The sequence below is a fragment of the Enterobacter sp. RHBSTW-00901 genome (assembly GCF_014103115.1).
Lineage (GTDB): Bacteria > Pseudomonadota > Gammaproteobacteria > Enterobacterales > Enterobacteriaceae > Enterobacter > Enterobacter cloacae_P.
This window is the reverse complement of record NZ_JABXPB010000001.1, coordinates 2,376,862-2,402,108: the sequence shown is the minus strand read 5'-3', so window position 1 is coordinate 2,402,108 and position 25,247 is coordinate 2,376,862. Positions and strand designations below refer to the sequence as shown.

Sequence of the window (25,247 nt, the reverse complement as noted above, 5' to 3'; positions counted from 1 at the left end):
AGGGAGAGGGGGTATTCTGTGACAACCTGTAATTTGTGGGGATCCCTCAACCCACGGGGAGAGGGGACATGATTACGCGATCTGCTTCCCTTCCATCAGCCGCTGCACCAGTGGTGTCATGATTAACTCCATCGCCAGCCCCATTTTTCCACCGGGTACCACCAATGTATTCATGTGCGAAATAAACGAGCCTTGCAGCATCGCCAGCAGCCACGGGTAATCAATGCCTTCGAGATTGCGGAAATGGATAACCACAAAGCTCTCATCCAGCGACGGAATGCTTTTGGCGGCGAACGGGTTGGAGGTATCCACCGTCGGCACACGCTGGAAGTTAATATGGGTACGGGAAAACTGTGGCGTCAGGAAGTTGATGTAATCTTCCATTGAGCGTACCACCGAATCCATCACCGCCTCACGCGAATGACCGCGCTCGCTGATGTCACGCGTCAGTTTCTGTATCCACTCCAGGTTAACGATCGGTACCACCCCGACCAACAGATCCACATGACGTGCGACGTCGTGCTGCGGCGTGACCACGCCACCGTGCAGCCCTTCGTAAAACAGCACGTCGGTAGGTTCCGGCAGCGGTTGCCAGGGGGTAAAGGTTCCCGGCACCTGGTTCCAGGGAACGGCTTCGTCGTAGGTATGCAGATATTTGCGGGATTGCCCTTTGCCGGTCTGGCCATATTCAAGAAAGGTTTGCTCCAGCAGACCGAAATCGTTGGCCTCCGGGCCGAAATAACTGATGTGTTTGCCGAGATCGCGCGCCTTGCGGATGGCCATGTCCATCTCCGGGCGCGTGTAGCGGTGAAAGCTGTCGCCTTCAACTTCTGCCGCCCGTAAATTCAGCTGAGCGAAAATTTTGCGAAAGGCGAGGCTGGTGGTGGTGGTGCCCGCACCACTCGAACCCGTTACGGCAATAACCGGATGTCTGGCAGACATAGCAACTCCCTGACTGGAAAGGTTTAAAGGTCAGCCGTGAAACGCGTTGCGGGGCATGATATTGACCGTTTCATGCAGTTCAGACCATACCAGCACCACGTCGCCGCTTTTGAGCTGGCGCTTTACATCGCTGACCTTTTGTTCAAGCGAACGTTCATGTTCACCATAATCGGTGCCTTCACGCAATACAAAGCTTTCAATCAGATTATCGAGCGTTTCGGGAGACAGATCCTGCCAGGGGATGATCATTTTGCACCGTCCAGATAAGCGGTTAACCAGTCAGGAATGCGCGCCTCCAGCCACATTTTCGGGCGACGTAACGTGCCGCCGACAAACCCCACGTGACCGCCATGTTCGGTCAACTGATAGTGAACGTTGTCAGGCAAAAATTCCTGCGCCGGTATTGAGTGATGATCCATGAACGGGTCATCTTTGGCATGAATGATGAGCGTCGGCTGAGTGATTTTGCTCAGCAACGGCATCGCGCTGCACTGGCGATAGTAGTCAATTGCGTCGGCAAAGCCATGAATTTTGGCGGTGATCAGGTCGTCGAACTCGCGAATACGGCGCACCTTTTTGAGCTGACGCAAGCTGACCGGCAAGGTATCCGGATAGGCCTTCAGTTTACGCGCTGCATTGGCTTTCAGCAGATTGAGCAGATAACGCTGATACACCCGGGAAAACCCTTTTTCCATATGGTAGCTGCACTGTTCCAGCATGAAGGGGGCAGAGACAATTACGGCTGCGTCCAGCGGGACCGTTTCACCCTCTTTTGCCAGCAGGCAGGCCAGCATATTTCCGCCCAGCGAATACCCTACGGCCGCCGTTGGCACCGTACCAAAGTTCTCTCTCAGCCAGTGTAAAAACCAGGTGCCGTCTTCCGTTTCACCCGAGTGGTAGATACGCTTCTGGCGATTTGGCTCGCCGCTGCATCCGCGAAAATGCATGACCACGCCGAGCCAGCCACGGTCTTTCGCGGCCTGGATTAATCCGTGCGCGTAAGGACTGTACAGACTGCCTTCCAGACCATGAAACACCACCAGGCGGGGTTTATGTCTGGCCTGCTCCGGTTCTTCGCTCCAGGCGAGATCCAAAAAGTCGCCGTCCGGCAAATCCAGGCGTTGCCAGTATGGGGTGAACTGCACCTTGCGGCGGATCAGGCGCGGCAGCATGGTCTGCAGGTGGCGATTCGCCACGCCGCGCATGGGCACAAACTCTGCGCTCTCTTCAACGGCGAGGTCGAAGTCTGATGGAATGATTTGGGTCATAACGATGCGATGCTAATTCTTGTCAGTTATTTACTATAATCGCTTCCAGTTGTTCCTGCGCATCCAGCCATGCCATCTCACACTCTTCGAGGCTGGACCTGGTTTTCGCCTGGGTTTGCAGGCAGTCAGTCAGCTCGGCTTTGCGGCTCTGATCGTACAGTCCGCTGTCGCCCAGCTTCTCTTCAACGGTGGCGAGCGTCGCATTGAGTTTTTCCATCTCTTTTTCGAGACGGGCGATCTCTTTACGCAGCGGCTGTGTCTGGGTGCGAAGTTCCGCTTCACGGCGCTTCTGGTCTTTACGTGCCTGTGCGCTGTTGGCGTTATCCTTCGCGGACTCTTCCGGCTGATTTTCCTGCTTTTGCACGTCCGTCAGCCACTGTTGGTAGTCTTCCAGGTCGCCGTCAAACGGTTCGACTTTACCGTCGTGGACTAAGTAGAGATCGTCGGTGGTGGAGCGGATCAGGTGGCGATCGTGCGAGACGACAACCAGTGCGCCTTCGAACTCAATCAACGCTTCGGTCAGCGCCTGACGCATGTCGAGGTCCAGATGGTTCGTTGGTTCATCGAGCAGCAGCAGGTTCGGGCGTTGCCAGACAATCAGCGCCAGTACCAGGCGGGCTTTTTCACCGCCGGAGAAGCGCTCGGTGTTTTCGGTGACCTTATCACCCTGGAAGCCAAAACCACCGAGATAGTCACGCAGTTTCTGCTCCATCTCCTGTGGGGCCAGTCGCGCCAGGTGTTGAATCGGGGATTCATCCGCGCGTAAAAATTCCAGCTGATGCTGGGCGAAGTAGCCAAGCTTGATGCCTTTCGCCAGGCCGATTTCACCGCTTACCGGATTAAGCTCACCCGCCAGCAGTTTGATCAGCGTCGATTTACCGGCACCGTTACGCCCCAGCAGACCGATACGTGAACCCGGCACCAGGTTGAGCTTGATGGAGTCGAGGATGATGCGATCCCCATAGCCAGCGCTGACCTTTTCCATCTTCAGCAATGGGTTGGGCAGGCTCTCCGGCTCGCGGAAATTAAAGTGGAACGGGTTATCCACGTGCGCCGGGGCAATCATCTCCATGCGTTCCAGCATCTTGATGCGGCTCTGCGCCTGTTTGGCCTTCGATGCTTTGGCCTTGAAGCGGTCAACAAAGCTTTGCAGATGTGCCACGCGCTGCTGCTGGCTTTCATACATGGACTGCTGCTGAGCAAGGCGTGTTGCGCGCTGGCGCTCGAAGGAACTGTAGTTACCGGTGTACTCGAACATCGTTTGCTGTTCGATATGAATGATTTTGTCCACCACCGGGTCGAGGAAGTCGCGGTCGTGGGAGATCAGGATCAGCGTGCCATGATAGCTTTTCAGCCACTTCTCCAGCCAAATAACCGCATCGAGATCGAGGTGGTTAGTCGGTTCATCGAGCAGCAACAGGTCTGAACGGCAGATCAGTGCCTGCGCCAGGTTAAGGCGCATACGCCAGCCGCCCGAGAAATCGCTAACCGGGCGTTCGAGCTGCTCGTTGCTAAAGCCCAGACCGTGCAGCAGGCTGGAGGCGCGGGAGCGGATAGTCCAGGCATCGATGGCATCCAGCTTGCCGTGAACGGTGGCAATCGCGTGACCGTCGTTACGCTCGTTGGCAGCATTGAGTTCCGCTTCCAGCTTACGGTATTCACGGTCGCCGTCGATAACATAGTCGAGTGCCGGTTCACTCAGCGCAGGCGTCTCCTGGTTGACCCATGCAAGCTGCCAGTTCCCGGGGAAGGTAAAGTTACCGCCATCGGCACTTATCTCGTTTTTCAGCAGCGCCAGCAGGGTGGATTTACCGCAGCCGTTTTTGCCAACCAGGCCCACTTTCTGACCCGGGTTGATGGTGGCTGTGGCGTTGTCCAGCAGGACGCGCACGCCGCGACGAATTTGTAACGAGGAAAAAACAATCATAGAAGCGCCGTATGTTCCGACTATGTTAATTTGTCATTATGATAATGTAAGGTGTGGATCATTTTCCCCACCGGGCCGTCATGGTAGCCCAAAACGACAACGATACACAAAAACAGAAACAGAACCGGGAGGGGAGTGATGTCTCAGACAGCAAAAGTGCTGCTGCTGTATGCCCATCCGGAATCTCAGGACTCGGTGGCGAACCGGGTGCTGCTTAAGCCGGCGACTCAGCTCAGCAATGTGACGGTGCACGATCTCTACGCGCACTATCCTGATTTCTTTATCGATATTCCCCATGAACAGGAACTGCTGCGCCAGCATGACGTGATTGTGTTCCAGCATCCGCTCTATACCTACAGCTGTCCGGCATTGCTGAAAGAGTGGCTGGACCGCGTGTTAAGCCGGGGTTTCTCCAGCGGAGTGGGGGGCAACCAGCTGGCGGGAAAGTACTGGCGTAGCGTCATTACCACCGGTGAGCCAGAGAGCGCTTACCGCTATGACGGGCTGAACCGTTATCCGATGAGCGATATCCTGCGGCCATTCGAACTGACGGCGGCGATGTGCCGTATGCACTGGATGAGCCCGATTATTATCTACTGGGCGCGACGTCAGGATCCAAAGGAGCTGGCAAGTCATGCCCGGGCCTATGGCGAATGGCTGGCATCGCCGATCCCGACAGGAGGTCGCTGATGGAAGGATCGAACCTGCTGCTGGCGGGCGTGCTCTTTTTATTTGCCGCCGTGGTGGCCGTACCGCTGGCGTCGCGTATTGGCATCGGTGCGGTGCTCGGGTATTTGCTGGCGGGGATTGCGATTGGCCCCTGGGGGCTTGGGTTTATCAGTGATGTGGATGAAATTCTCCACTTCTCCGAGCTGGGCGTGGTGTTCCTGATGTTCATCATCGGCCTTGAGCTGAATCCGTCTAAATTGTGGCAGCTCCGGCGTTCCATTTTTGGTGTGGGTGCGGCACAGGTGCTGTTCAGTGCCACCATTCTGGCTGGTCTGTTGATGCTGACTGATTTCGCCTGGCAGGCGGCGGTGATTGGTGGGATAGGTCTCGCAATGTCCTCGACGGCGATGGCACTGCAGCTGATGCGTAACAAAGGGATGAACCGCAGTGAGGCGGGTCAGTTGGGTTTTTCGGTACTGCTGTTCCAGGATCTGGCGGTGATCCCGGCGCTGGCGCTGGTACCACTGCTGGCGGGTTCAGGCGGCGATCATTTCGACTGGGTGAAAGTCTCCATGAAGGTGCTGGCCTTTGCCGGGATGCTGATTGGCGGACGTTTTTTACTGCGCCCGGTGTTCCGTTTTATTGCTGCGTCCGGCGTGCGCGAGGTGTTTACCGCCGCGACGTTGCTGCTGGTGCTCGGTTCGGCGCTGTTTATGGATGCGCTGGGGCTGTCGATGGCGCTCGGTACGTTCATCGCTGGGGTGTTGCTTGCCGAGAGTGAATATCGTCATGAGCTAGAGATTGCCATTGATCCGTTTAAAGGGCTGCTGTTAGGACTGTTCTTTATTTCGGTGGGCATGGCGCTCAATCTCGGCGTGCTCTATACCCATCTGCTGTGGGTGGCCGTGAGCGTTGCGGTGCTGATGGCGGTTAAAACACTGGTGTTGTATGTACTGGCACGCATTTACGGGCTGCGTAGCTCAGAGAGAATGCAGTTTGCCAGCGTGTTAAGCCAGGGGGGAGAATTTGCGTTCGTGCTGTTCTCCACGGCATCGTCCCAGAAGCTGTTCAAAGATGACCAGATGGCGCTGCTGCTGGTGACGGTCACGCTGTCGATGATGGCCACGCCGCTGTTGATGAAGCTGGTGGATAAACTGCTGTCGCGGCGGTTTAACCCGGCAGAAGACGAAGATGAAACCCCGTGGGTGGAAGATGATAAGCCTCAGGTGATTGTCGTGGGTTTTGGCCGCTTCGGACAGGTGATTGGGCGTTTATTGATGGCGAACAAAATGCGTATCACGGTGCTGGAACGTGATATCAGCGCGGTAAACCTGATGCGAAAATATGGCTACAAGGTTTACTACGGTGATGCGACGCAACTTGAACTGTTGCGTTCCGCCGGGGCTGAAGCGGCAGAATCCATCGTCATTACCTGTAATGATCCAGAAGATACGATGAAGCTGGTGGAGTTGTGTCAGCAGCATTTCCCGCACCTGCATATTCTGGCGCGCGCACGGGGACGTGTGGAAGCTCACGAACTTTTGCAGGCGGGTGTGAAACACTTCTCCCGCGAGACGTTTTCCAGTGCGCTGGAACTGGGGCGCAAGGCGCTGATTTCGCTGGGCATGCATCCCCATCAGGCCCAGCGTGCGCAGATGCATTTTCGCAGGCTCGATATGCGGATGTTGCGTGAACTGATGCCGGTGCATACCGACACGGCGCAGATTTCTCGTGTGCGGGAAGCGCGTCGTGAGCTGGAAGAGATTTTCCAGCGCGAGATGCAACAGGAACGACGCCAGCTGGATGGCTGGGATGAATTTGAATAAAGGGTAACGAAAGATGGCTGTACGTAAACGCTTTATCGCGGGTGCAAAGTGCCCGACCTGCCAGGCGCAAGACACGCTGGCCATGTGGCGTGAAAATAATATTGATGTTGTTGAGTGTGTTAAGTGTGGTCACCAGATGCGTGAAGCCGACAAGGAAGCTCGCGATCACGTTCGCAAAGAAGAGCAAGTGATCGGCATTTTTCATCCGGACTAGCGATATGCCCTGAGTTTTTTTAAGCTAAAGGGTACACAGGTGCAGATTTCCGCTACAATCTGCGCCAGCAATTTTCCCACGCTCAGGAGATATCATGAAAGTAGCAAAAGACCTGGTGGTCAGCCTGGCCTATCAGGTACGTACAGAAGACGGTGTGTTGGTTGATGAGTCTCCGGTGAGTGCGCCGCTGGACTACCTGCATGGTCACGGTTCCCTGATTTCCGGCCTGGAAACCGCGCTGGAAGGTCATGAAGTTGGCGACAAATTTGACGTTGCTGTAGGCGCGAACGACGCTTACGGTCAGTACGACGACAACCTGGTTCAGCGCGTTCCTAAAGACGTGTTCATGGGCGTTGACGAACTGCAGGTTGGCATGCGTTTCCTGGCTGAAACTGACCAGGGTCCTGTGCCGGTTGAAATCACAGAAGTTGAAGACGACCACGTTGTGGTTGACGGCAACCACATGCTGGCTGGCCAGAACCTGAAGTTCAACGTAGAAGTTGTGGCTATCCGTGAAGCAACCGAAGAAGAACTGGCTCATGGCCACGTTCACGGTGCGCACGGTCACGATCATGACCACGATCACGGCCACGATGGCTGCTGCGGTGGTCACGGCCACGATCACGACCATGCTCACGAGCACGGTAAAGGTGGTTGCGGTAACGGCGGCTGCGGTTGCCACTAATACCCGTCGTCTTTCAAGCCGCAGGTGTGTTGGCTGCGCTTTCAAACCCCGGTCACATAGTTATCTATGCTCCCGGGGATTTTCAAGCTTGCCGCCTTCCAGCGACTCGAAATCCATAGGGTATTTGTAGGTCCGGTAAGCTTCGCGCCACCGGGCACAAAAAAAGCGGGATAATCCCGCTTTTTTTACGCCTCAGTAATGAGGTGGTGGCGTCTCTTCTGACTGAGAGGCAATGTTAGAGGGCTGCGTAGCCTTCAGCTTTTCGGTTAACAAACGCATGTGATCCCGCAGTTTTGCCATTTCAAGCTCGTGCGCGGTCACGGTCTGGTTAAGCTCTTCGATGGTGATGTCCTGAAAAGCCAGGCGGCTTTCCAGCTCAGCCAGTCTCGCTTCGATCAATGTGTCCTTCATCATTCACCTCGTCTATTTCTGATTCGCCATAATGGGCCAGCGGCGGCGAAGTTTAACTGAGTTTATCCTGAAGTACAGTATCCATCCCATTGGCAAGAAACTTATTTAAACAAAAATAGTCTTAAAAGTGGCGATAATCGGGGGTGTCTGTCTGTAGATTTCTTCCGCAACGTTTTATAGTACGTAACTCATTTACGTTTAATGCTGGGGTGAGAGTCCCCAGGCCCTGGAGATATGGATGAAATCACTGTTTAAAGTAACGCTGCTGGCGACGACGATGGCTGTTGCGCTGAATGCGCCGCTGTCTTTCGCAGCTGACACTGCTGCGAAGCCTGCTGCGACTGCAGACAGCAAAGCGGCGTTCAAAAATGACGACCAGAAATCCGCCTATGCACTTGGCGCATCTCTGGGACGTTACATGGAAAACTCTCTGAAAGAACAAGAGAAACTGGGCATCAAACTGGATAAAGCTCAGCTGATCGCGGGTGTTCAGGATGCGTTTGCTGATAAGAGCAAACTGTCTGACCAGGACATCGAGCAGACTCTGCAGGCGTTTGAAGCGCGCGTGAAAGGTGCTGCCCAGACCAAGATGGAAGCCGATGCAAAAGACAACGAAGCAAAAGGCAAAGCCTACCGCGATACTTTTGCTAAAGAGAAGGGCGTAAAAACCTCCTCTACTGGCCTGGTGTATAAAGTCGAGAAAGAAGGTACCGGTGACGCACCAAAAGACAGCGATACGGTTGTGGTTAACTACAAAGGTACGCTGATCGACGGTAAAGAGTTCGATAACTCTTACACCCGTGGTGAACCTCTTTCCTTCCGTCTGGACGGTGTTATCCCGGGCTGGACTGAAGGTCTGAAGAACATCAAGAAAGGCGGTAAGATCAAGCTGGTCATCCCACCAGATCTGGCTTATGGCAAAACCGGCGTTCCGGGTATCCCTGCAAACTCTACGCTGGTCTTCGACGTAGAACTGCTGGACATCAAGCCAGCGCCAAAAGCGGATGCTAAAGCAGAAGCGCCTGCAGACGAGAAAGCTGCAGCAGACACCAAGAAGTAATGTCGTGAAAACCGCCGCCTTAAAGGCGGCGGTTTTTTTTATTGTGGGGCAGATATAATTAACACTGGAAAGCGTTACACACGCTGTATTAATTTAGTTGTCCGTGTAGATAATGAGCCTGCCCTGAAAACGTAACGACAGGCTCCTGAAAAGGAGTGTTTTTTTCATGTCCAGGTCGCTTTTAACCAACGAAACCAGTGAACTTGATTTGCTGGATCAACGTCCTTTCGACCAGACCGATTTCGATATTCTGAAATCCTACGAAGCGGTGGTGGACGGGTTAGCGATGCTCATTGGGTCCCACTGCGAAATCGTATTGCACTCCCTGCAGGATCTGAAGTGTTCCGCCATCCGCATTGCTAATGGTGAGCATACTGGCCGTAAAATTGGTTCGCCAATCACCGACCTTGCATTGCGTATGTTGCATGACATGACTGGCGCGGACAGCAGCGTCTCCAAATGTTATTTCACCCGCGCCAAAAGCGGCGTGCTGATGAAATCCGAAACTATCGCGATTCGAAACCGCGAACACCGTGTGATTGGGCTGCTGTGCATCAACATAAACCTTGATGTGCCATTCTCGCAAATCATGAGTACCTTTATTCCACCAGAAACGCCGGACGTCGGATCTTCTGTTAACTTTGCGTCCTCCGTGGAAGATCTCGTGACCCAGACGCTCGAGTTCACCATTGAAGAAGTGAATGCCGATCGCAACGTCTCGAACAACGCCAAAAATCGTCAGATCGTGCTGAACCTCTACGAGAAAGGCATTTTCGACATTAAAGATGCCATCAACCAGGTGGCCGATCGTCTGAATATCTCCAAGCATACGGTCTACCTCTACATTCGCCAGTTCAAAAGTGGTGATTTCCTGGGGCAAGACAAGTAATGCGTTTTGCGTTAATGGTGACAGGCCCGGCGTATGGCACTCAGCAGGCCAGCAGCGCGCTGCAGTTTGCTCATGCGCTCCTGGAGGCTGGACACGAACTGGTGAGCGTCTTCTTCTATCGGGAAGGGGTGTATAACGCGAACCAGTTTACGTCACCGGCGAGCGATGAGTTTGACCTCGTGCGTGCGTGGCAGGCATTAAACGAAAAGCAGGGCGTTGAGCTGCATATCTGCGTGGCGGCGGCATTGCGTCGCGGCGTGACGGATACGACAGAGGCTGCCCGTCTCGGCCTGTCCGGGGCCAATTTACAGCCTGGCTTTTCATTAAGTGGTCTGGGGGCGCTGGCGCAGGCTGCGCTAACCTGCGACAGAGTGGTGCAATTCTGATGAAGCGTGTAGCGTTTGTTTTTACCTCTGCTCCGCACGGTAGTGCGTCGGGCAGAGAAGGGCTGGATGCACTGCTCGCGACTTCTGCATTAACCGAAGATATCGGCGTTTTCTTTTTAGGAGACGGGGTGTTTCAGCTTTTGGCAGGACAACAGCCTCAGGCAATCCTTGCTCGTGATTACATCGCGACGTTTAAAGTGCTTCCGCTTTACGATATCGAAAACATCTACCTGTGTGCCGACTCTCTGGCTGCGCGCGGGTTAAAAGATAATACGCCTTTCGTTCTGGACGTGACGATCCTGGCGTCTGACGCACTGCGTGAACAACTTTCTCACTACGACACTGTTCTGACTTTCTGAGGCTGCCATGCTCCACACCCTGAGCCGTTCTCCGTGGCAATGTGATATCGACGCATTACTGGGCATGTTGTGCGAAGGTGATGACCTGCTGCTGATTCAGGATGGCGTTCTTGCTGCACTCGAAGGCAGCCGTTTCGTTGAAATCCTCATTAATGCCCCCATAACGGTCTCTGCGCTGAAAGACGATCTTGATGCGCGGGGGCTGGCTGGTCAAATTTCAGCCAAAATTGACGTGGTTGGCTATACTGATTTCGTCAATCTTACTGTGACGCACGCCAGTCAAATGAACTGGTGATTTGAGATCGCTGTATATTTCTTGACACCTTTTCGACGTAGCCCTAAAATTTCGCGTCCTCATATTGTATGAGGTCGTTTTATTACGTGTTTACGAAGCAAAAGCTAAAACCAGGAGCTATTTAATGGCAACAGTTAACCAGCTGGTACGCAAACCACGTGCACGCAAAGTTGCAAAAAGCAACGTGCCTGCACTGGAAGCCTGCCCGCAGAAACGTGGCGTATGTACTCGTGTATATACCACCACTCCTAAAAAACCAAACTCCGCACTGCGTAAAGTATGCCGTGTGCGTTTGACTAACGGTTTCGAAGTGACTTCCTACATCGGTGGTGAAGGTCACAACCTGCAGGAACACTCCGTGATCCTGATCCGTGGCGGTCGTGTTAAAGACCTTCCGGGTGTTCGTTACCACACCGTTCGTGGTGCGCTGGACTGCTCAGGTGTTAAAGACCGTAAGCAGGCTCGCTCCAAGTACGGCGTGAAGCGTCCTAAGGCTTAATGGTTCTCCGTTAAGTAAGGCCAAACTGATTTATCTTAATGTCACACTAAACTCTTTGAGTTTTGGACAATCCTGAATTAACAACGGAGTATTCCCATGCCACGTCGTCGCGTCATTGGTCAGCGTAAAATTCTTCCAGATCCGAAATTCGGATCAGAACTGCTGGCAAAATTTGTAAATATCCTGATGGTAGATGGTAAAAAATCTACTGCAGAAGCAATCGTATACAGCGCGCTTGAGACCCTGGCTCAGCGTTCTGGTAAAAATGAACTGGAAGCTTTCGAAGTCGCTCTCGACAACGTTCGCCCAACTGTAGAAGTTAAGTCCCGCCGCGTTGGTGGTTCTACTTATCAGGTTCCAGTTGAAGTTCGTCCGGTTCGTCGTAATGCCCTGGCAATGCGTTGGATCGTTGAAGCTGCTCGTAAACGCGGTGATAAATCCATGGCTCTGCGTCTGGCGAACGAACTTTCTGATGCTGCAGACAACAAAGGTACTGCAGTTAAGAAACGTGAAGACGTTCACCGTATGGCAGAAGCCAACAAGGCGTTCGCACACTACCGTTGGTAATCCCTTCGGAGTATTAGTCACCAGGCGGGCGCTTCAGAGAAGCCGCCCGCTCTGGGTAACTTAACTGAACGCCTAAAGATATAAACGAGGAATCAAATGGCTCGTACAACACCCATCGCACGCTACCGTAACATCGGTATCAGTGCGCACATCGACGCCGGTAAGACCACTACTACCGAACGTATTCTGTTCTACACCGGTGTAAACCACAAAATCGGTGAAGTTCATGACGGCGCAGCCACCATGGACTGGATGGAACAGGAGCAGGAGCGTGGTATTACTATCACCTCCGCAGCGACTACTGCATTCTGGTCAGGTATGGCTAAGCAGTACGAACCGCACCGCGTAAACATCATCGACACCCCGGGCCACGTTGACTTCACCATCGAAGTAGAACGTTCCATGCGTGTTCTTGACGGTGCGGTAATGGTTTACTGCGCAGTTGGTGGTGTTCAGCCACAGTCTGAAACCGTATGGCGTCAGGCGAACAAATATAAAGTTCCACGCATCGCGTTCGTTAACAAAATGGACCGTATGGGTGCTAACTTCCTGAAAGTTGTTGGTCAGATCAAAACCCGTCTGGGCGCGAACCCTGTTCCGCTGCAGCTGGCGATTGGTGCTGAAGAAGGCTTCACCGGCGTTATCGACCTGGTGAAAATGAAAGCCATCAACTGGAACGATGCAGATCAGGGCGTTACCTTCGAATACGAAGATATCCCAGCTGCAATGCAGGATCTGGCTGACGAATGGCACCAGAACCTGATCGAATCCGCAGCTGAAGCTTCTGAAGAGCTGATGGAAAAATACCTGGGTGGCGAAGAACTGACTGAAGAAGAGATCAAAAAAGCTCTGCGTCAGCGTGTTCTGAACAACGAAATCATCCTGGTAACCTGTGGTTCTGCGTTCAAGAACAAAGGTGTTCAGGCGATGCTGGATGCGGTAGTTGACTACCTGCCATCCCCGGTTGACGTTCCTGCGATCAACGGCATCCTGGACGACGGTAAAGATACTCCGGCTGAGCGTCACGCAAGTGATGAAGAGCCGTTCTCTGCGCTGGCGTTCAAAATTGCTACCGACCCATTCGTGGGTAACCTGACCTTCTTCCGCGTTTACTCTGGTGTGGTTAACTCCGGTGACACCATCCTGAACTCCGTGAAAGCGGCGCGTGAACGTTTTGGCCGTATCGTACAGATGCACGCTAACAAACGTGAAGAGATCAAAGAAGTTCGTGCGGGCGACATCGCTGCAGCTATCGGTCTGAAAGACGTGACTACTGGTGACACCCTGTGTGACCAGGATCACCCGATCATTCTGGAGCGTATGGAATTCCCTGAGCCGGTAATCTCCATCGCGGTTGAACCAAAAACCAAAGCTGACCAGGAAAAAATGGGTCTGGCTCTGGGCCGTCTGGCAAAAGAAGACCCATCATTCCGCGTATGGACTGATGAAGAATCTAACCAGACCATCATCGCAGGTATGGGTGAACTGCACCTGGACATCATCGTTGACCGTATGAAGCGTGAATTCAACGTTGAAGCTAACGTGGGTAAACCTCAGGTTGCTTACCGCGAAGCGATTCGTGCGAAAGTTACCGATGTTGAAGGTAAACACGCTAAGCAGTCTGGTGGTCGCGGTCAGTACGGTCACGTTGTGATCGACATGTACCCACTGGAGCCGGGCTCTAACCCGAAAGGTTACGAGTTCATCAACGACATCAAAGGTGGTGTAATTCCTGGCGAATACATCCCAGCCGTTGATAAAGGCATCCAGGAACAGCTGAAAGCGGGCCCTCTGGCTGGCTATCCAGTTGTTGACATGGGTGTTCGTCTGCACTTCGGTTCTTACCACGACGTTGACTCCTCTGAACTGGCGTTTAAACTGGCTGCGTCTATTGCCTTTAAAGAAGGCTTTAAGAAAGCAAAACCAGTTCTGCTTGAGCCAATCATGAAGGTTGAAGTAGAAACTCCTGAAGAGAACACCGGTGACGTTATCGGTGACTTGAGCCGTCGTCGCGGTATGCTGCGTGGTCAGGAATCTGAAGTAACTGGCGTTAAGATCCACGCTGAAGTTCCACTGTCTGAAATGTTCGGATATGCAACTCAGCTGCGTTCTCTGACCAAAGGTCGTGCATCATACACTATGGAATTCCTGAAGTATGATGATGCGCCTAACAACGTTGCTCAGGCCGTTATTGAAGCCCGTGGTAAGTAATCCACAGGATTAAAACCTAAGTCCCGTGCTCTCTCCAAAGGGGAGAGCACTATAGTAAGGAATATAGCCGTGTCTAAAGAAAAATTTGAACGTACAAAACCGCACGTCAACGTTGGTACTATCGGCCACGTTGACCATGGTAAAACTACCCTGACCGCTGCAATCACTACCGTTCTGGCAAAAACCTACGGTGGTTCTGCTCGTGCATTCGACCAGATCGATAACGCACCAGAAGAAAAAGCTCGTGGTATCACCATCAACACTTCCCACGTTGAATATGACACCCCGACTCGCCACTACGCACACGTAGACTGCCCAGGCCACGCCGACTATGTTAAAAACATGATCACCGGTGCTGCGCAGATGGACGGCGCGATCCTGGTTGTTGCTGCGACTGACGGCCCTATGCCTCAGACTCGTGAGCACATCCTGCTGGGTCGTCAGGTAGGCGTTCCTTACATCATCGTGTTCCTGAACAAGTGCGACATGGTTGATGACGAAGAGCTGCTGGAACTGGTAGAGATGGAAGTTCGTGAACTGCTGTCTCAGTACGATTTCCCAGGCGACGATACTCCAATCGTTCGTGGTTCTGCTCTGAAAGCGCTGGAAGGCGAAGCAGAGTGGGAAGCGAAAATCATCGAACTGGCTGGCTTCCTGGATTCTTACATCCCAGAACCAGAGCGTGCGATTGACAAGCCATTCCTGCTGCCAATCGAAGACGTATTCTCCATCTCCGGTCGTGGTACCGTTGTTACCGGTCGTGTAGAGCGCGGTATCATCAAAGTTGGCGAAGAAGTTGAAATCGTTGGTATCAAAGAGACTGCGAAGTCTACCTGTACTGGCGTTGAAATGTTCCGCAAACTGCTGGACGAAGGCCGTGCTGGTGAGAACGTTGGTGTTCTGCTGCGTGGTATCAAACGTGAAGAAATCGAACGTGGTCAGGTTCTGGCGAAGCCAGGCTCAATCAAGCCACACACCAAGTTCGAATCTGAAGTGTACATCCTGTCCAAAGACGAAGGCGGCCGTCATACTCCGTTCTTCAAAGGCTACCGTCCACAGTTCTACTTCCGTACAACTGACGTGACCGGTACCATCGAACTGCCAGAAGGCGTAGAGATGGTAATGCCAGGCGACAACATCAAGATGGTTGTGACGCTGATCCACCCAATCGCGATGGACGACGGTCTGCGTTTCGCAATCCGTGAAGGCGGTCGTACCGTTGGCGCGGGCGTTGTTGCTAAAGTTCTGGGCTAATTAATTATCCCTGAATAAAAAAGGACGCTTCGGCGTCCTTTTTGTTTTCTGCAGTTCTGTACCTGTCACAAGTTTTCGCATTTTTTGTCCGCCCCCGCCCCGTATCCTGTCGTTTGTGCTATTGTAATCATAACCATTCTCACTTACAATTTGCGCATATTTTGAACGGGAGTGTTTATGTACGTTTGTTTATGTAATGGTGTAAGTGACAAAAAAATACGTCAGGCCGTTCGCCAGTTCCAGCCTCAGTCGTTCCAGCAACTTCGCAAATTTGTTCCAGTGGGAAATCAATGCGGTAAGTGCGTTCGCGCAGCGCGTGAGATCATGCAGGACGAATTGATGCAGATCCCGGAGTTCAAAGAGATCGCATAACCCTCCATCTTTTTTTTGACATCCCTGTAGCCCGATCTACGCTTCAATGAGTGGAAGCGGAGGGACTATATAATGAAAGGTGATGTTAAAATCATAAGTTATCTCAATAAATTATTGGGAAATGAGCTTGTCGCAATCAACCAGTATTTTCTCCATGCAAGAATGTTCAAAAACTGGGGGCTGACTCGCCTCAACGATGTTGAATACCATGAATCCATTGATGAGATGAAACACGCCGATAAATATATTGAGCGTATTTTATTCCTTGAAGGCCTTCCCAATCTGCAGGATCTCGGCAAGCTTGGCATCGGTGAAGATGTGGAAGAGATGCTGCGTTCCGACCTTGCGCTGGAACTTGATGGCGCAAAAGATCTTCGTGAAGCCATTGCCTATGCGGATAGTGTTCATGACTACGTTAGCCGCGATATGATGATCCAGATCCTGATCGATGAGGAAGGCCACATCGACTGGCTAGAAACTGAGTTGGATCTCATCGGCAAAATTGGTTTGCAGAACTACCTTCAGTCGCAAATTAAAGTGGAAGAGTAATCAGGTTCTGCCAGCCGATACATAAACCCGCTGCCGCCAGAAATGGCCCGAAAGGCAGTGGGTTTTTTAATATCTGTTTCTCAGGCTTTAACAAAGAGAGAACAAGAAGGTACAGAAGTGCCATGAGTGCGGCAACGAGTGCCAGTACCGGCAAAATACTCCATCCATGCCATGCTCCTAATGTCGCCAGGTATTTTACATCACCGTAGCCCATCCCTTCCCGGCGGCACATAAGCCGATAACCCCAGTAGAGAACTGCAAACCCGATGTACCCCGCCATCGCCCCGACCACTGCGCTCGGGAGAAAATCAGGATGGATGCAAAGTTGATAGGCCAGGCCGGCCCATAACAGTGGGCAGAGAAATTTATCAGGGAGAGTACCGGAGCGAATATCTTCACGCACCAGTAAACCTGAAAGCGAAAAATAGGTCAGCAGAAAGGGGAGGGTAGCAAGCATGATGTAAACCTCAATTAACGTTTCAGGGCATGCTCTCCGTATTGCGAATGCCCGGCAATGTGTAAACAGAGGAATTGCGTAGTCGTTTCAGAAGAAGAGGCTACGGACGATACATTACTTAAAATGTTGCGAAGTCCTACGCACAGAGAGCCTTTGGCGCTTAATTTCTAAACGGTACTTGCGTCTTGCCCAGATTTACGTATAATGCGCGGGCTTGTCGTAATTGACGGCGGGTTCAATCTGAACCGGAGTAACAGAATTTTGTTGCTCAACAATGCTCCCAATTGGGGAGCTACGTAAGAACGGTTACACTCTCCCATCAATCGTAATGGGTTTGAGGAGTAATCATTTTCGTTTATAAAATAATTGGAGCTCTGGTCTCATGCAGAACCAAAGAATCCGTATCCGCCTTAAAGCGTTTGATCATCGTCTGATCGATCAATCAACCGCGGAAATCGTCGAGACTGCTAAGCGCACTGGTGCGCAAGTCCGTGGTCCGATCCCGCTGCCGACCCGCAAAGAGCGCTTCACCGTTCTGATCTCTCCGCACGTTAACAAAGACGCGCGTGATCAGTACGAAATCCGCACTCACAAGCGTCTGGTTGACATCGTTGAGCCAACCGAGAAAACCGTTGATGCTCTGATGCGTCTGGATCTGGCTGCCGGTGTAGACGTGCAGATCAGCCTGGGTTAATCAGGTCATCGAGCGATTGAGAGGTTGAAACAATGATTGGTTTAGTCGGTAAAAAAGTGGGTATGACCCGCATCTTCACTGAAGATGGCGTTTCTATCCCAGTAACCGTAATCGAAGTTGAAGCAAACCGCGTTACTCAGGTTAAAGATCTGGCTAACGATGGCTACCGCGCTGTTCAGGTGACCACTGGTGCTAAAAAAGCTAACCGTGTAACCAAACCAGAAGCGGGTCACTTCGCTAAAGCTGGCGTTGAAGCTGGCCGTGGTCTGTGGGAATTCCGTCTTGCTGAAGGCGAAGAGTTCACCGTAGGTCAGGACATTAGCGTTGAGCTGTTTGCTGACGTTAAAAAAGTTGACGTAACCGGTACCTCTAAAGGTAAAGGTTTTGCTGGTACCGTTAAGCGCTGGAACTTCCGTACCCAGGACGCTACTCACGGTAACTCCTTGTCTCACCGCGTTCCGGGTTCTATCGGTCAGAACCAGACTCCGGGCAAAGTGTTCAAAGGCAAGAAAATGGCAGGTCAGCTGGGTAACGAACGTGTAACCGTTCAGAGCCTGGACGTAGTACGTGTTGACGCTGAGCGCAACCTGCTGCTGGTTAAAGGTGCGGTTCCGGGTGCAACCGGTAGCGACCTGATCGTTAAACCAGCTGTGAAGGCGTAAGGGGATAGCAATGGAATTAGTATTGAAAGACGCGCAGAGCGCGCTGACTGTTTCCGAAACTACCTTCGGTCGTGATTTCAACGAAGCGCTGGTTCACCAGGTTGTTGTTGCTTATGCAGCTGGTGCTCGTCAGGGTACTCGTGCTCAGAAGACTCGTGCTGAAGTAACTGGTTCCGGCAAAAAGCCGTGGCGCCAGAAAGGTACCGGCCGTGCGCGTTCAGGTTCTATCAAGAGCCCGATCTGGCGTTCAGGTGGCGTGACCTTCGCTGCGCGTCCGCAGGACCACAGTCAAAAAGTTAACAAAAAGATGTACCGCGGCGCGCTGAAAAGCATCCTGTCCGAGCTGGTACGTCAGGATCGTCTGATCGTTGTCGAGAAGTTCTCTGTAGAAGCGCCTAAAACTAAGCTGCTGGCTCAGAAACTGAAAGACATGGCTCTGGAAGATGTGCTGATCATCACCGGTGAGCTGGACGAGAACCTGTTCCTGGCCGCACGTAACCTGCACAAGGTTGACGTACGTGACGCGACTGGTATCGACCCGGTTAGCCTGATCGCCTTCGACAAAGTCGTAATGACTGCTGATGCTGTTAAGCAAGTTGAGGAGATGCTGGCATGATTCGTGAAGAACGTCTGCTGAAGGTGCTGCGTGCACCGCACGTTTCTGAAAAAGCGTCTACTGCGATGGAAAAAACTAACACCATCGTTCTCAAAGTTGCTAAAGACGCGACCAAAGCAGAGATCAAAGCTGCTGTGCAGAAACTGTTTGAAGTCGAAGTCGAAGTCGTTAACACCCTGGTAGTTAAAGGGAAAGTTAAACGTCACGGACAGCGTATCGGTCGTCGTAGCGACTGGAAAAAAGCTTACGTCACCCTGAAAGAAGGCCAGAATCTGGACTTCGTTGGCGGCGCTGAGTAAGTCGGAGGAGTAATACAATGGCAGTTGTTAAATGTAAACCGACATCTCCGGGTCGTCGCCACGTAGTTAAAGTGGTTAACCCTGAGCTGCACAAGGGCAAACCTTTTGCTCCGTTGCTGGAAAAAAACAGCAAATCCGGTGGTCGTAACAACAATGGCCGTATCACCACTCGTCACATCGGTGGTGGCCACAAGCAGGCTTATCGTATTGTTGACTTCAAACGCAACAAAGACGGTATCCCAGCAGTTGTTGAGCGTCTTGAGTACGATCCGAACCGTTCCGCGAACATCGCGCTGGTTCTGTACAAAGACGGCGAACGCCGTTACATCCTGGCCCCTAAAGGCCTGAAAGCTGGCGACCAGATTCAGTCTGGCGTTGATGCTGCAATCAAAGCAGGCAACACCCTGCCGATGCGCAATATCCCGGTTGGTTCTACCGTTCATAACGTAGAAATGAAACCAGGTAAAGGCGGTCAGCTGGCGCGTTCCGCTGGTACTTACGTTCAGATCGTTGCACGTGATGGTGCTTATGTCACCCTGCGTCTGCGTTCTGGTGAAATGCGTAAAGTCGAAGCAGACTGCCGCGCTACTCTGGGCGAAGTTGGCAATGCTGAGCATATGCTGCGCGTTCTGGGTAAAGCTGGTGCTGCACGCTGGCGTGGTGTTCGTCCTACCGTTCGCGGTACTGCGATGAACCCAGTAGACCACCCACATGGTGGTGGTGAAGGTCGTAACTTTGGTAAGCACCCGGTAACTCCGTGGGGCGTTCAGACCAAAGGTAAGAAGACCCGCAGCAACAAGCGTACTGATAAATTTATCGTACGTCGCCGTAGCAAATAATTTTAGAGGATAAGCCATGCCACGTTCTCTCAAGAAAGGTCCTTTTATTGACCTGCACTTGCTGAAGAAGGTAGAGAAAGCGGTGGAAAGCGGAGACAAGAAGCCCCTGCGCACTTGGTCCCGTCGTTCAACGATCTTTCCTAACATGATCGGTTTGACCATCGCTGTCCATAATGGTCGTCAGCACGTTCCAGTCTTTGTTACCGACGAAATGGTTGGTCACAAACTGGGTGAATTCGCACCGACTCGTACTTATCGCGGCCATGCTGCTGATAAAAAAGCGAAGAAGAAATAAGGTAGGAGGAAGAGATGGAAACTTTAGCTCAACATCGCCATGCTCGTTCTTCTGCACAGAAGGTTCGCCTTGTTGCTGACCTGATTCGCGGTAAGAAAGTGTCGCAGGCCCTGGACATCCTGACCTATACCAACAAGAAAGCTGCGGTATTGGTCAAGAAAGTACTGGAATCTGCCATTGCTAACGCTGAACACAACGATGGCGCTGACATCGACGATCTGAAAGTCGCGAAAATTTTCGTAGATGAAGGCCCAAGCATGAAGCGCATTATGCCGCGTGCGAAAGGTCGTGCAGATCGCATCCTGAAGCGCACCAGCCACATTACTGTGGTTGTGTCCGATCGCTGAGACTCTGGAGACTAGCAATGGGTCAGAAAGTACATCCTAATGGTATTCGCCTGGGTATTGTAAAACCATGGAACTCTACCTGGTTTGCGAACACCAAAGAATTCGCTGACAACCTGGACAGCGATTTTAAAGTACGTCAGTACCTGACTAAGGAACTGGCTAAAGCGTCCGTATCTCGTATCGTTATCGAGCGTCCGGCTAAGAGCATTCGTGTAACCATCCACACTGCTCGTCCTGGCATCGTGATCGGTAAGAAAGGCGAAGACGTAGAAAAACTGCGCAAGGTCGTAGCGGATATCGCTGGCGTTCCTGCACAGATCAATATCGCTGAAGTTCGTAAGCCTGAACTGGACGCTAAATTGGTTGCTGACAGCATCACTTCTCAGCTGGAACGTCGTGTTATGTTCCGTCGTGCTATGAAGCGTGCTGTACAGAACGCAATGCGTCTGGGCGCTAAAGGTATCAAAGTTGAAGTTAGCGGCCGTCTGGGCGGCGCGGAAATCGCACGTACCGAATGGTACCGTGAAGGTCGCGTACCGCTGCACACTCTGCGTGCTGACATCGACTACAACACCTCTGAAGCGCACACCACTTACGGTGTAATCGGCGTTAAGGTATGGATCTTCAAAGGTGAGATCCTGGGTGGTATGGCTGCTGTTGAACAACCGGAACCGGCTGCTCAACCTAAAAAGCAGCAGCGTAAAGGCCGTAAATAAGGAGCGTCGCTGATGTTACAACCAAAGCGTACAAAATTCCGTAAAGTGCACAAAGGCCGCAACCGTGGTCTGGCGCAGGGTACGGATGTTAGCTTCGGCACTTTCGGTCTGAAAGCTGTTGGCCGTGGTCGTCTGACTGCACGTCAGATCGAAGCAGCACGTCGTGCAATGACCCGTGCAGTTAAGCGTCAAGGTAAGATCTGGATCCGTGTGTTCCCGGACAAACCGATCACCGAGAAGCCGCTGGAAGTTCGTATGGGTAAAGGTAAAGGTAACGTGGAGTACTGGGTTGCCTTGATTCAGCCGGGTAAAGTCCTGTATGAAATGGACGGTGTTCCGGAAGAGCTGGCCCGTGAAGCCTTCGGCCTGGCAGCAGCGAAACTGCCTATCAAAACCACCTTTGTAACTAAGACGGTGATGTAATGAAAGCAAAAGAGCTGCGTGAAAAAAGCGTTGAAGAGCTGAACGCTGAGCTGCTGAACCTGCTGCGTGAGCAGTTCAACCTGCGTATGCAGGCTGCAAGTGGCCAGCTGCAACAGACTCACCTGCTGAAGCAAGTGCGTCGCAATGTTGCGCGCGTTAAGACTTTACTGACTCAGAAGGCGGGTGCGTAATGACCGATAAAATCCGTACTCTGCAAGGTCGTGTTGTTAGCGACAAAATGGAGAAATCCATCGTTGTTGCTATCGAACGTATTGTGAAACACCCGATCTACGGTAAATTCATCAAGCGTACGACCAAACTGCACGTACATGACGAGAACAACGAATGTGGTATCGGCGACAAGGTTGAAATCCGTGAATGCCGTCCACTGTCCAAGACTAAGTCCTGGACGCTGGTTCGCGTTGTAGAGAAAGCGGTTCTGTAATACAGTACGCATTCTCAATACGAATAAACGGCTCAGCGATGAGCCGTTTATTTTTTCTACCCATATTGTAGAAGCGGTGTTATAATGCCGCGCCCTCGATATGGGGCTTTTTAACGGCTCTGATTTTAGAGTCTCAGGTAGTAGTTGACATTAGCGGAGCACTAAAATGATCCAAGAACAGACTATGCTGAACGTCGCCGACAACTCCGGTGCACGTCGCGTAATGTGTATCAAGGTTCTGGGTGGCTCGCACCGTCGCTACGCAGGCGTAGGCGACATCATCAAGATCACCATCAAGGAAGCAATTCCACGTGGTAAGGTCAAAAAAGGTGATGTGCTGAAGGCGGTAGTGGTGCGCACCAAGAAGGGTGTTCGTCGCCCTGACGGTTCTGTCATTCGCTTCGATGGTAATGCATGCGTTATTCTGAACAATAACAGCGAGCAGCCAATCGGCACGCGTATCTTTGGGCCGGTAACTCGTGAACTTCGTAATGAAAAGTTCATGAAAATTATCTCTCTGGCACCAGAAGTACTCTAAGGAGCGAATCATGGCAGCGAAAATCCGTCGTGATGACGAAGTTATCGTGTTAACCGGTAAAGATAAAGGTAAACGCGGTAAAGTAAAAAATGTTCTGTCTTCCGGCAAACTTGTCGTTGAAGGTATCAACCTGGTTAAGAAACATCAGAAGCCGGTTCCGGCCCTGAACCAACCAGGCGGCATCGTTGAAAAAGAAGCTGCTATTCAGGTTTCTAACGTTGCAATCTTCAATGCGGCTACCGGCAAGGCTGACCGTGTAGGCTTTAGATTCGAAGACGGCAAAAAAGTCCGTTTCTTCAAGTCTAACAGCGAAACTATCAAGTAATTTGGAGTAGTACGATGGCGAAACTGCATGATTACTACAAAGACGAAGTAGTTAACAAACTCATGACTGAGTTTAACTACAATTCTGTCATGCAAGTCCCTCGGGTCGAGAAGATCACCCTGAACATGGGTGTTGGTGAAGCGATCGCTGACAAGAAACTGCTGGATAACGCAGCAGCTGACCTGACAGCAATCTCCGGTCAAAAGCCGTTGATCACCAAAGCACGCAAATCAGTTGCAGGCTTCAAAATCCGTCAGGGCTATCCGATCGGCTGTAAAGTAACTCTGCGTGGCGAACGCATGTGGGAGTTCTTTGAGCGTCTGATCACTATTGCTGTTCCACGTATCCGTGACTTCCGTGGCTTGTCCGCTAAGTCTTTCGACGGTCGTGGTAACTACAGCATGGGTGTCCGTGAGCAGATCATCTTCCCAGAAATCGACTACGATAAAGTCGACCGCGTGCGTGGTTTGGATATTACCATTACCACTACTGCGAAATCTGACGAAGAAGGCCGTGCTCTGCTGGCTGCCTTTGACTTCCCGTTCCGCAAGTAAGGTAGGGTTACTGAATGGCTAAGCAATCAATGAAAGCACGCGAAGTAAAGCGCGTAGCTTTAGCTGATAAATTCTTCGCTAAACGCGCTGAACTGAAAGCGATCATTTCTGATGTGAACGCTTCCGACGAAGATCGTTGGAATGCTGTTCTCAAGCTGCAGTCTCTGCCGCGTGATTCCAGCCCGTCTCGTCAGCGTAACCGCTGTCGTCAAACAGGTCGTCCACATGGTTATGTGGGCAAGTTTGGGTTGAGCCGTATCAAACTGCGTGAAGCCGCCATGCGCGGTGAAGTACCAGGCTTGAAAAAGGCTAGCTGGTAATTACCAATTGAATCACGGGAGTAAAGACAGATGAGCATGCAAGATCCGATCGCGGATATGCTGACCCGTATCCGTAACGGTCAGGCCGCGAACAAAGTTGCGGTCACCATGCCTTCCGCCAAGCTGAAAGTGGCAATTGCCAACGTGCTGAAGGAAGAAGGTTTTATCGAAGATTTTAAAGTTGAAGGCGACACCAAGCCGGAACTGGAACTTACTCTTAAGTATTTCCAGGGTAAAGCTGTTGTAGAAAGCATTCAGCGTGTCAGCCGCCCAGGCCTGCGCATCTATAAGAAAAAAGATGAGCTGCCTAAAGTTATGGCTGGTCTGGGTATCGCAGTTGTTTCTACCTCTAAAGGTGTTATGACTGATCGTGCAGCGCGCCAGGCTGGTCTTGGTGGCGAAATTATCTGCTACGTAGCCTAATCGGAGGAAAAAATGTCTCGTGTTGCTAAAGCACCGGTCGTTATTCCTGCCGGCGTTGATGTAAAAATCGACGGTCAGGTTATTACGATCAAAGGTAAAAACGGCGAGCTGACTCGTACCCTCAACAATGCTGTTGAAGTTAAACATGCAGATAACGCTCTGACCTTCGGTCCACGTGATGGTTTCGTGGATGGATGGGCTCAGGCTGGTACCGCGCGTGCCCTGCTGAACTCAATGGTTGTTGGTGTTACCGAAGGCTTCACTAAAAAGCTTCAGCTGGTTGGTGTAGGTTATCGTGCAGCTATCAAAGGGAATGCAGTAGGCCTGTCTCTGGGCTTCTCACATCCTGTTGAGCATCCGCTGCCGGCCGGTATCACTGCAGAATGCCCGACTCAGACTGAAATCGTGCTGAAAGGCGCTGATAAACAGCTGATCGGTCAGGTTGCAGCAGATCTGCGCGCCTACCGTCGTCCTGAGCCTTACAAAGGCAAGGGTGTTCGTTACGCCGACGAAGTCGTGCGTACCAAAGAGGCTAAGAAGAAGTAAGGTAACACTATGGATAAGAAATCTGCTCGTATCCGTCGTGCGACCCGCGCACGCCGCAAGCTCAAAGAGCTGGGTGCAACTCGCCTGGTGGTACATCGTACCCCGCGTCATATTTACGCACAGGTAATTGCACCGAACGGTTCTGAAGTTCTGGTAGCTGCTTCTACTGTAGAAAAAGCTATCGCAGAACAATTGAAGTACACCGGTAACAAAGACGCTGCTGCAGCTGTAGGTAAAGCTGTTGCTGAACGCGCTCTGGAAAAAGGCATCAGCAATGTATCCTTTGACCGTTCCGGGTTCCAATATCATGGTCGTGTCCAGGCACTGGCAGATGCTGCCCGTGAAGCTGGCCTTCAGTTCTAAGG

General features: G+C 52.0%; 39 protein-coding genes. 33 read left to right on the top strand and 6 right to left on the bottom strand.

The window, feature by feature from the left end:
* Positions 1 to 72 precede the first annotated feature (72 nt).
* Genes HV318_RS11635 through HV318_RS11620 form a run of 4 tightly spaced genes read right to left on the bottom strand, consistent with a single transcriptional unit; the run spans position 73 to position 4,137 of the window.
* Entirely contained in the window at positions 73 to 942 is an 870-nt protein-coding gene (locus tag HV318_RS11635; RefSeq protein ID WP_182272868.1) for a phosphoribulokinase, read from the bottom strand.
* A 30-nt stretch (positions 943 to 972) separates the two neighbouring features.
* Complete coding sequence (locus HV318_RS11630) at positions 973 to 1,191, bottom strand: YheU family protein (protein WP_006177849.1); 219 nt, start codon at positions 1,189 to 1,191, stop codon at positions 973 to 975.
* Positions 1,188 to 2,210 (bottom strand): hydrolase, encoded by a 1,023-nt coding sequence (locus tag HV318_RS11625; RefSeq protein WP_182272867.1) that lies wholly within the window; start codon positions 2,208 to 2,210, stop codon positions 1,188 to 1,190. The genes HV318_RS11630 and HV318_RS11625 overlap by 4 nt, the downstream gene beginning before the upstream one ends.
* 22 nt (positions 2,211 to 2,232) lie before the next feature.
* A complete protein-coding gene (locus HV318_RS11620) occupies positions 2,233 to 4,137 on the bottom strand; it encodes an ABC transporter ATP-binding protein (protein ID WP_182272866.1) in 1,905 nt (634 codons plus the stop codon).
* A 138-nt stretch (positions 4,138 to 4,275) separates the two neighbouring features.
* Here HV318_RS11620 and kefG point away from each other — a divergent pair, with 138 nt between their 5' ends.
* The 4 genes from kefG to slyD all read left to right on the top strand — a co-directional run bounded on the left by kefG (position 4,276) and on the right by slyD (position 7,531).
* Positions 4,276 to 4,827, top strand: a complete 552-nt coding sequence (gene kefG, locus HV318_RS11615; protein WP_182272865.1) for a glutathione-regulated potassium-efflux system ancillary protein KefG — start codon at positions 4,276 to 4,278, stop codon at positions 4,825 to 4,827.
* Positions 4,827 to 6,632 carry a glutathione-regulated potassium-efflux system protein KefB gene (gene kefB, locus HV318_RS11610; RefSeq protein WP_182272864.1) on the top strand — a complete coding sequence of 602 codons (1,806 nt, stop codon included), beginning with the start codon at positions 4,827 to 4,829 and terminating at the stop codon, positions 6,630 to 6,632. Before kefG ends, kefB begins: the two co-directional genes overlap by 1 nt.
* A gap of 13 nt (positions 6,633 to 6,645) precedes the next feature.
* Entirely contained in the window at positions 6,646 to 6,846 is a 201-nt protein-coding gene (locus tag HV318_RS11605; RefSeq protein WP_010436300.1) for a YheV family putative zinc ribbon protein, read from the top strand.
* A gap of 94 nt (positions 6,847 to 6,940) precedes the next feature.
* Positions 6,941 to 7,531, top strand: coding sequence for a peptidylprolyl isomerase (gene slyD / locus HV318_RS11600; protein ID WP_182272863.1), 591 nt, complete (start codon positions 6,941 to 6,943; stop codon positions 7,529 to 7,531).
* Positions 7,532 to 7,723: 192 nt separating this feature from the next.
* Here the strand turns inward: slyD and HV318_RS11595 are convergent, their stop codons facing one another.
* The gene (locus HV318_RS11595) at positions 7,724 to 7,942 is read right to left on the bottom strand and encodes a protein SlyX (protein ID WP_182274585.1); all 219 of its coding nucleotides are present in this window, start codon (positions 7,940 to 7,942) and stop codon (positions 7,724 to 7,726) included.
* 238 nt (positions 7,943 to 8,180) lie between these two features.
* Here HV318_RS11595 and fkpA point away from each other — a divergent pair, with 238 nt between their 5' ends.
* From fkpA to bfr, 11 genes are all read left to right on the top strand, one after another.
* Positions 8,181 to 9,002, top strand: coding sequence for an FKBP-type peptidyl-prolyl cis-trans isomerase (fkpA, locus tag HV318_RS11590; RefSeq protein WP_182272862.1), 822 nt, complete (start codon positions 8,181 to 8,183; stop codon positions 9,000 to 9,002).
* 166 nt (positions 9,003 to 9,168) lie between these two features.
* Complete coding sequence (locus HV318_RS11585; protein WP_182272861.1) at positions 9,169 to 9,891, top strand: helix-turn-helix transcriptional regulator; 723 nt, start codon at positions 9,169 to 9,171, stop codon at positions 9,889 to 9,891.
* Positions 9,891 to 10,277 carry a sulfurtransferase complex subunit TusD gene (gene tusD / locus HV318_RS11580; RefSeq protein ID WP_182272860.1) on the top strand — a complete coding sequence of 129 codons (387 nt, stop codon included), beginning with the start codon at positions 9,891 to 9,893 and terminating at the stop codon, positions 10,275 to 10,277. Before HV318_RS11585 ends, tusD begins: the two co-directional genes overlap by 1 nt.
* Complete coding sequence (gene tusC / locus HV318_RS11575) at positions 10,277 to 10,636, top strand: sulfurtransferase complex subunit TusC (protein WP_182272859.1); 360 nt, start codon at positions 10,277 to 10,279, stop codon at positions 10,634 to 10,636. Before tusD ends, tusC begins: the two co-directional genes overlap by 1 nt.
* 7 nt (positions 10,637 to 10,643) lie before the next feature.
* Positions 10,644 to 10,931, top strand: coding sequence for a sulfurtransferase complex subunit TusB (gene tusB / locus HV318_RS11570; protein ID WP_182272858.1), 288 nt, complete (start codon positions 10,644 to 10,646; stop codon positions 10,929 to 10,931).
* Positions 10,932 to 11,055: 124 nt separating this feature from the next.
* Positions 11,056 to 11,430, top strand: a complete 375-nt coding sequence (rpsL, locus tag HV318_RS11565; protein ID WP_000246815.1) for a 30S ribosomal protein S12 — start codon at positions 11,056 to 11,058, stop codon at positions 11,428 to 11,430.
* Between the two features lie 96 nt (positions 11,431 to 11,526).
* Positions 11,527 to 11,997, top strand: coding sequence for a 30S ribosomal protein S7 (gene rpsG / locus HV318_RS11560; protein WP_004106370.1), 471 nt, complete (start codon positions 11,527 to 11,529; stop codon positions 11,995 to 11,997).
* Positions 11,998 to 12,093: 96 nt separating this feature from the next.
* On the top strand, positions 12,094 to 14,208 hold the full coding sequence (fusA, locus tag HV318_RS11555) for an elongation factor G (protein ID WP_182272857.1): 2,115 nt from the start codon (positions 12,094 to 12,096) through the stop codon (positions 14,206 to 14,208).
* A 69-nt stretch (positions 14,209 to 14,277) separates the two neighbouring features.
* Positions 14,278 to 15,462 carry an elongation factor Tu gene (tuf, locus tag HV318_RS11550; protein WP_023326212.1) on the top strand — a complete coding sequence of 395 codons (1,185 nt, stop codon included), beginning with the start codon at positions 14,278 to 14,280 and terminating at the stop codon, positions 15,460 to 15,462.
* 177 nt (positions 15,463 to 15,639) lie between these two features.
* Positions 15,640 to 15,834, top strand: a complete 195-nt coding sequence (gene bfd, locus HV318_RS11545; protein WP_003863268.1) for a bacterioferritin-associated ferredoxin — start codon at positions 15,640 to 15,642, stop codon at positions 15,832 to 15,834.
* 72 nt (positions 15,835 to 15,906) lie between these two features.
* Positions 15,907 to 16,383, top strand: coding sequence for a bacterioferritin (gene bfr, locus HV318_RS11540; protein ID WP_182272856.1), 477 nt, complete (start codon positions 15,907 to 15,909; stop codon positions 16,381 to 16,383).
* On the opposite strand, the gene HV318_RS11535 is transcribed toward bfr, so the two are convergent.
* Complete coding sequence (locus tag HV318_RS11535) at positions 16,367 to 16,840, bottom strand: prepilin peptidase (protein WP_182272855.1); 474 nt, start codon at positions 16,838 to 16,840, stop codon at positions 16,367 to 16,369. The genes bfr and HV318_RS11535 overlap by 17 nt on opposite strands.
* A 382-nt stretch (positions 16,841 to 17,222) precedes the next feature.
* Here HV318_RS11535 and rpsJ point away from each other — a divergent pair, with 382 nt between their 5' ends.
* The 18 genes from rpsJ to rplR all read left to right on the top strand — a co-directional run bounded on the left by rpsJ (position 17,223) and on the right by rplR (position 25,245).
* Entirely contained in the window at positions 17,223 to 17,534 is a 312-nt protein-coding gene (rpsJ, locus tag HV318_RS11530) for a 30S ribosomal protein S10 (protein ID WP_001181005.1), read from the top strand.
* A gap of 32 nt (positions 17,535 to 17,566) precedes the next feature.
* Positions 17,567 to 18,196, top strand: coding sequence for a 50S ribosomal protein L3 (rplC, locus tag HV318_RS11525; RefSeq protein ID WP_006178923.1), 630 nt, complete (start codon positions 17,567 to 17,569; stop codon positions 18,194 to 18,196).
* 10 nt (positions 18,197 to 18,206) lie between these two features.
* Positions 18,207 to 18,812, top strand: coding sequence for a 50S ribosomal protein L4 (gene rplD, locus HV318_RS11520; protein ID WP_000424395.1), 606 nt, complete (start codon positions 18,207 to 18,209; stop codon positions 18,810 to 18,812).
* Positions 18,809 to 19,111 carry a 50S ribosomal protein L23 gene (rplW, locus tag HV318_RS11515; protein WP_000617546.1) on the top strand — a complete coding sequence of 101 codons (303 nt, stop codon included), beginning with the start codon at positions 18,809 to 18,811 and terminating at the stop codon, positions 19,109 to 19,111. The genes rplD and rplW overlap by 4 nt, the downstream gene beginning before the upstream one ends.
* 17 nt (positions 19,112 to 19,128) lie before the next feature.
* Positions 19,129 to 19,950: a 50S ribosomal protein L2 gene (gene rplB / locus HV318_RS11510; protein WP_000301859.1), complete on the top strand. Its 822-nt coding sequence runs from the start codon at positions 19,129 to 19,131 to the stop codon at positions 19,948 to 19,950.
* 16 nt (positions 19,951 to 19,966) lie between these two features.
* Entirely contained in the window at positions 19,967 to 20,245 is a 279-nt protein-coding gene (gene rpsS, locus HV318_RS11505) for a 30S ribosomal protein S19 (protein ID WP_001138117.1), read from the top strand.
* Positions 20,246 to 20,259: 14 nt separating this feature from the next.
* Entirely contained in the window at positions 20,260 to 20,592 is a 333-nt protein-coding gene (gene rplV, locus HV318_RS11500) for a 50S ribosomal protein L22 (protein WP_002919773.1), read from the top strand.
* 17 nt (positions 20,593 to 20,609) lie between these two features.
* A complete protein-coding gene (gene rpsC / locus HV318_RS11495; protein WP_006817277.1) occupies positions 20,610 to 21,308 on the top strand; it encodes a 30S ribosomal protein S3 in 699 nt (232 codons plus the stop codon).
* Between the two features lie 12 nt (positions 21,309 to 21,320).
* Positions 21,321 to 21,731 carry a 50S ribosomal protein L16 gene (gene rplP, locus HV318_RS11490; protein ID WP_002919759.1) on the top strand — a complete coding sequence of 137 codons (411 nt, stop codon included), beginning with the start codon at positions 21,321 to 21,323 and terminating at the stop codon, positions 21,729 to 21,731.
* Positions 21,731 to 21,922, top strand: a complete 192-nt coding sequence (rpmC, locus tag HV318_RS11485; RefSeq protein ID WP_003863282.1) for a 50S ribosomal protein L29 — start codon at positions 21,731 to 21,733, stop codon at positions 21,920 to 21,922. The genes rplP and rpmC overlap by 1 nt, the downstream gene beginning before the upstream one ends.
* Positions 21,922 to 22,176 carry a 30S ribosomal protein S17 gene (gene rpsQ / locus HV318_RS11480; protein WP_008503489.1) on the top strand — a complete coding sequence of 85 codons (255 nt, stop codon included), beginning with the start codon at positions 21,922 to 21,924 and terminating at the stop codon, positions 22,174 to 22,176. The genes rpmC and rpsQ overlap by 1 nt, the downstream gene beginning before the upstream one ends.
* A 166-nt stretch (positions 22,177 to 22,342) precedes the next feature.
* The gene (gene rplN, locus HV318_RS11475; RefSeq protein ID WP_000613954.1) at positions 22,343 to 22,714 is read left to right on the top strand and encodes a 50S ribosomal protein L14; all 372 of its coding nucleotides are present in this window, start codon (positions 22,343 to 22,345) and stop codon (positions 22,712 to 22,714) included.
* Positions 22,715 to 22,724: 10 nt separating this feature from the next.
* A complete protein-coding gene (gene rplX, locus HV318_RS11470; protein WP_003863287.1) occupies positions 22,725 to 23,039 on the top strand; it encodes a 50S ribosomal protein L24 in 315 nt (104 codons plus the stop codon).
* 14 nt (positions 23,040 to 23,053) lie between these two features.
* The gene (gene rplE, locus HV318_RS11465) at positions 23,054 to 23,593 is read left to right on the top strand and encodes a 50S ribosomal protein L5 (protein ID WP_001096206.1); all 540 of its coding nucleotides are present in this window, start codon (positions 23,054 to 23,056) and stop codon (positions 23,591 to 23,593) included.
* A gap of 14 nt (positions 23,594 to 23,607) precedes the next feature.
* Entirely contained in the window at positions 23,608 to 23,913 is a 306-nt protein-coding gene (rpsN, locus tag HV318_RS11460; protein WP_003863291.1) for a 30S ribosomal protein S14, read from the top strand.
* Positions 23,914 to 23,943: 30 nt separating this feature from the next.
* Positions 23,944 to 24,336, top strand: coding sequence for a 30S ribosomal protein S8 (rpsH, locus tag HV318_RS11455; RefSeq protein WP_006178918.1), 393 nt, complete (start codon positions 23,944 to 23,946; stop codon positions 24,334 to 24,336).
* A gap of 12 nt (positions 24,337 to 24,348) precedes the next feature.
* Positions 24,349 to 24,882 carry a 50S ribosomal protein L6 gene (gene rplF / locus HV318_RS11450; RefSeq protein ID WP_006178917.1) on the top strand — a complete coding sequence of 178 codons (534 nt, stop codon included), beginning with the start codon at positions 24,349 to 24,351 and terminating at the stop codon, positions 24,880 to 24,882.
* 9 nt (positions 24,883 to 24,891) lie between these two features.
* Positions 24,892 to 25,245 carry a 50S ribosomal protein L18 gene (gene rplR / locus HV318_RS11445; RefSeq protein ID WP_013099023.1) on the top strand — a complete coding sequence of 118 codons (354 nt, stop codon included), beginning with the start codon at positions 24,892 to 24,894 and terminating at the stop codon, positions 25,243 to 25,245.
* Positions 25,246 to 25,247 lie beyond the last annotated feature (2 nt).

Coding starts and splice junctions, on each gene's coding strand:
- rplX (WP_003863287.1), top strand. CDS start 22,725: ATGGCAGCGAAAATCCGTCGTGATGACGAAGTTATCGTGTTAACCGGT.
- tusB (WP_182272858.1), top strand. CDS start 10,644: ATGCTCCACACCCTGAGCCGTTCTCCGTGGCAATGTGATATCGACGCA.
- HV318_RS11585 (WP_182272861.1), top strand. CDS start 9,169: ATGTCCAGGTCGCTTTTAACCAACGAAACCAGTGAACTTGATTTGCTG.
- rpmC (WP_003863282.1), top strand. CDS start 21,731: ATGAAAGCAAAAGAGCTGCGTGAAAAAAGCGTTGAAGAGCTGAACGCT.
- rplW (WP_000617546.1), top strand. CDS start 18,809: ATGATTCGTGAAGAACGTCTGCTGAAGGTGCTGCGTGCACCGCACGTT.
- slyD (WP_182272863.1), top strand. CDS start 6,941: ATGAAAGTAGCAAAAGACCTGGTGGTCAGCCTGGCCTATCAGGTACGT.
- fkpA (WP_182272862.1), top strand. CDS start 8,181: ATGAAATCACTGTTTAAAGTAACGCTGCTGGCGACGACGATGGCTGTT.
- rplB (WP_000301859.1), top strand. CDS start 19,129: ATGGCAGTTGTTAAATGTAAACCGACATCTCCGGGTCGTCGCCACGTA.
- HV318_RS11635 (WP_182272868.1), bottom strand. CDS start 942: ATGTCTGCCAGACATCCGGTTATTGCCGTAACGGGTTCGAGTGGTGCG.
- rpsS (WP_001138117.1), top strand. CDS start 19,967: ATGCCACGTTCTCTCAAGAAAGGTCCTTTTATTGACCTGCACTTGCTG.
- rplF (WP_006178917.1), top strand. CDS start 24,349: ATGTCTCGTGTTGCTAAAGCACCGGTCGTTATTCCTGCCGGCGTTGAT.
- bfd (WP_003863268.1), top strand. CDS start 15,640: ATGTACGTTTGTTTATGTAATGGTGTAAGTGACAAAAAAATACGTCAG.
- HV318_RS11535 (WP_182272855.1), bottom strand. CDS start 16,840: ATGCTTGCTACCCTCCCCTTTCTGCTGACCTATTTTTCGCTTTCAGGT.
- rplE (WP_001096206.1), top strand. CDS start 23,054: ATGGCGAAACTGCATGATTACTACAAAGACGAAGTAGTTAACAAACTC.
- HV318_RS11625 (WP_182272867.1), bottom strand. CDS start 2,210: ATGACCCAAATCATTCCATCAGACTTCGACCTCGCCGTTGAAGAGAGC.
- HV318_RS11620 (WP_182272866.1), bottom strand. CDS start 4,137: ATGATTGTTTTTTCCTCGTTACAAATTCGTCGCGGCGTGCGCGTCCTG.
- kefB (WP_182272864.1), top strand. CDS start 4,827: ATGGAAGGATCGAACCTGCTGCTGGCGGGCGTGCTCTTTTTATTTGCC.
- tusC (WP_182272859.1), top strand. CDS start 10,277: ATGAAGCGTGTAGCGTTTGTTTTTACCTCTGCTCCGCACGGTAGTGCG.
- rplP (WP_002919759.1), top strand. CDS start 21,321: ATGTTACAACCAAAGCGTACAAAATTCCGTAAAGTGCACAAAGGCCGC.
- HV318_RS11605 (WP_010436300.1), top strand. CDS start 6,646: ATGGCTGTACGTAAACGCTTTATCGCGGGTGCAAAGTGCCCGACCTGC.
- tusD (WP_182272860.1), top strand. CDS start 9,891: ATGCGTTTTGCGTTAATGGTGACAGGCCCGGCGTATGGCACTCAGCAG.
- rpsQ (WP_008503489.1), top strand. CDS start 21,922: ATGACCGATAAAATCCGTACTCTGCAAGGTCGTGTTGTTAGCGACAAA.
- rplC (WP_006178923.1), top strand. CDS start 17,567: ATGATTGGTTTAGTCGGTAAAAAAGTGGGTATGACCCGCATCTTCACT.
- rplR (WP_013099023.1), top strand. CDS start 24,892: ATGGATAAGAAATCTGCTCGTATCCGTCGTGCGACCCGCGCACGCCGC.
- rplV (WP_002919773.1), top strand. CDS start 20,260: ATGGAAACTTTAGCTCAACATCGCCATGCTCGTTCTTCTGCACAGAAG.
- rpsG (WP_004106370.1), top strand. CDS start 11,527: ATGCCACGTCGTCGCGTCATTGGTCAGCGTAAAATTCTTCCAGATCCG.
- rplD (WP_000424395.1), top strand. CDS start 18,207: ATGGAATTAGTATTGAAAGACGCGCAGAGCGCGCTGACTGTTTCCGAA.
- bfr (WP_182272856.1), top strand. CDS start 15,907: ATGAAAGGTGATGTTAAAATCATAAGTTATCTCAATAAATTATTGGGA.
- rplN (WP_000613954.1), top strand. CDS start 22,343: ATGATCCAAGAACAGACTATGCTGAACGTCGCCGACAACTCCGGTGCA.
- rpsC (WP_006817277.1), top strand. CDS start 20,610: ATGGGTCAGAAAGTACATCCTAATGGTATTCGCCTGGGTATTGTAAAA.
- rpsJ (WP_001181005.1), top strand. CDS start 17,223: ATGCAGAACCAAAGAATCCGTATCCGCCTTAAAGCGTTTGATCATCGT.
- kefG (WP_182272865.1), top strand. CDS start 4,276: ATGTCTCAGACAGCAAAAGTGCTGCTGCTGTATGCCCATCCGGAATCT.
- HV318_RS11630 (WP_006177849.1), bottom strand. CDS start 1,191: ATGATCATCCCCTGGCAGGATCTGTCTCCCGAAACGCTCGATAATCTG.
- rpsL (WP_000246815.1), top strand. CDS start 11,056: ATGGCAACAGTTAACCAGCTGGTACGCAAACCACGTGCACGCAAAGTT.
- fusA (WP_182272857.1), top strand. CDS start 12,094: ATGGCTCGTACAACACCCATCGCACGCTACCGTAACATCGGTATCAGT.
- HV318_RS11595 (WP_182274585.1), bottom strand. CDS start 7,942: ATGAAGGACACATTGATCGAAGCGAGACTGGCTGAGCTGGAAAGCCGC.
- rpsH (WP_006178918.1), top strand. CDS start 23,944: ATGAGCATGCAAGATCCGATCGCGGATATGCTGACCCGTATCCGTAAC.
- rpsN (WP_003863291.1), top strand. CDS start 23,608: ATGGCTAAGCAATCAATGAAAGCACGCGAAGTAAAGCGCGTAGCTTTA.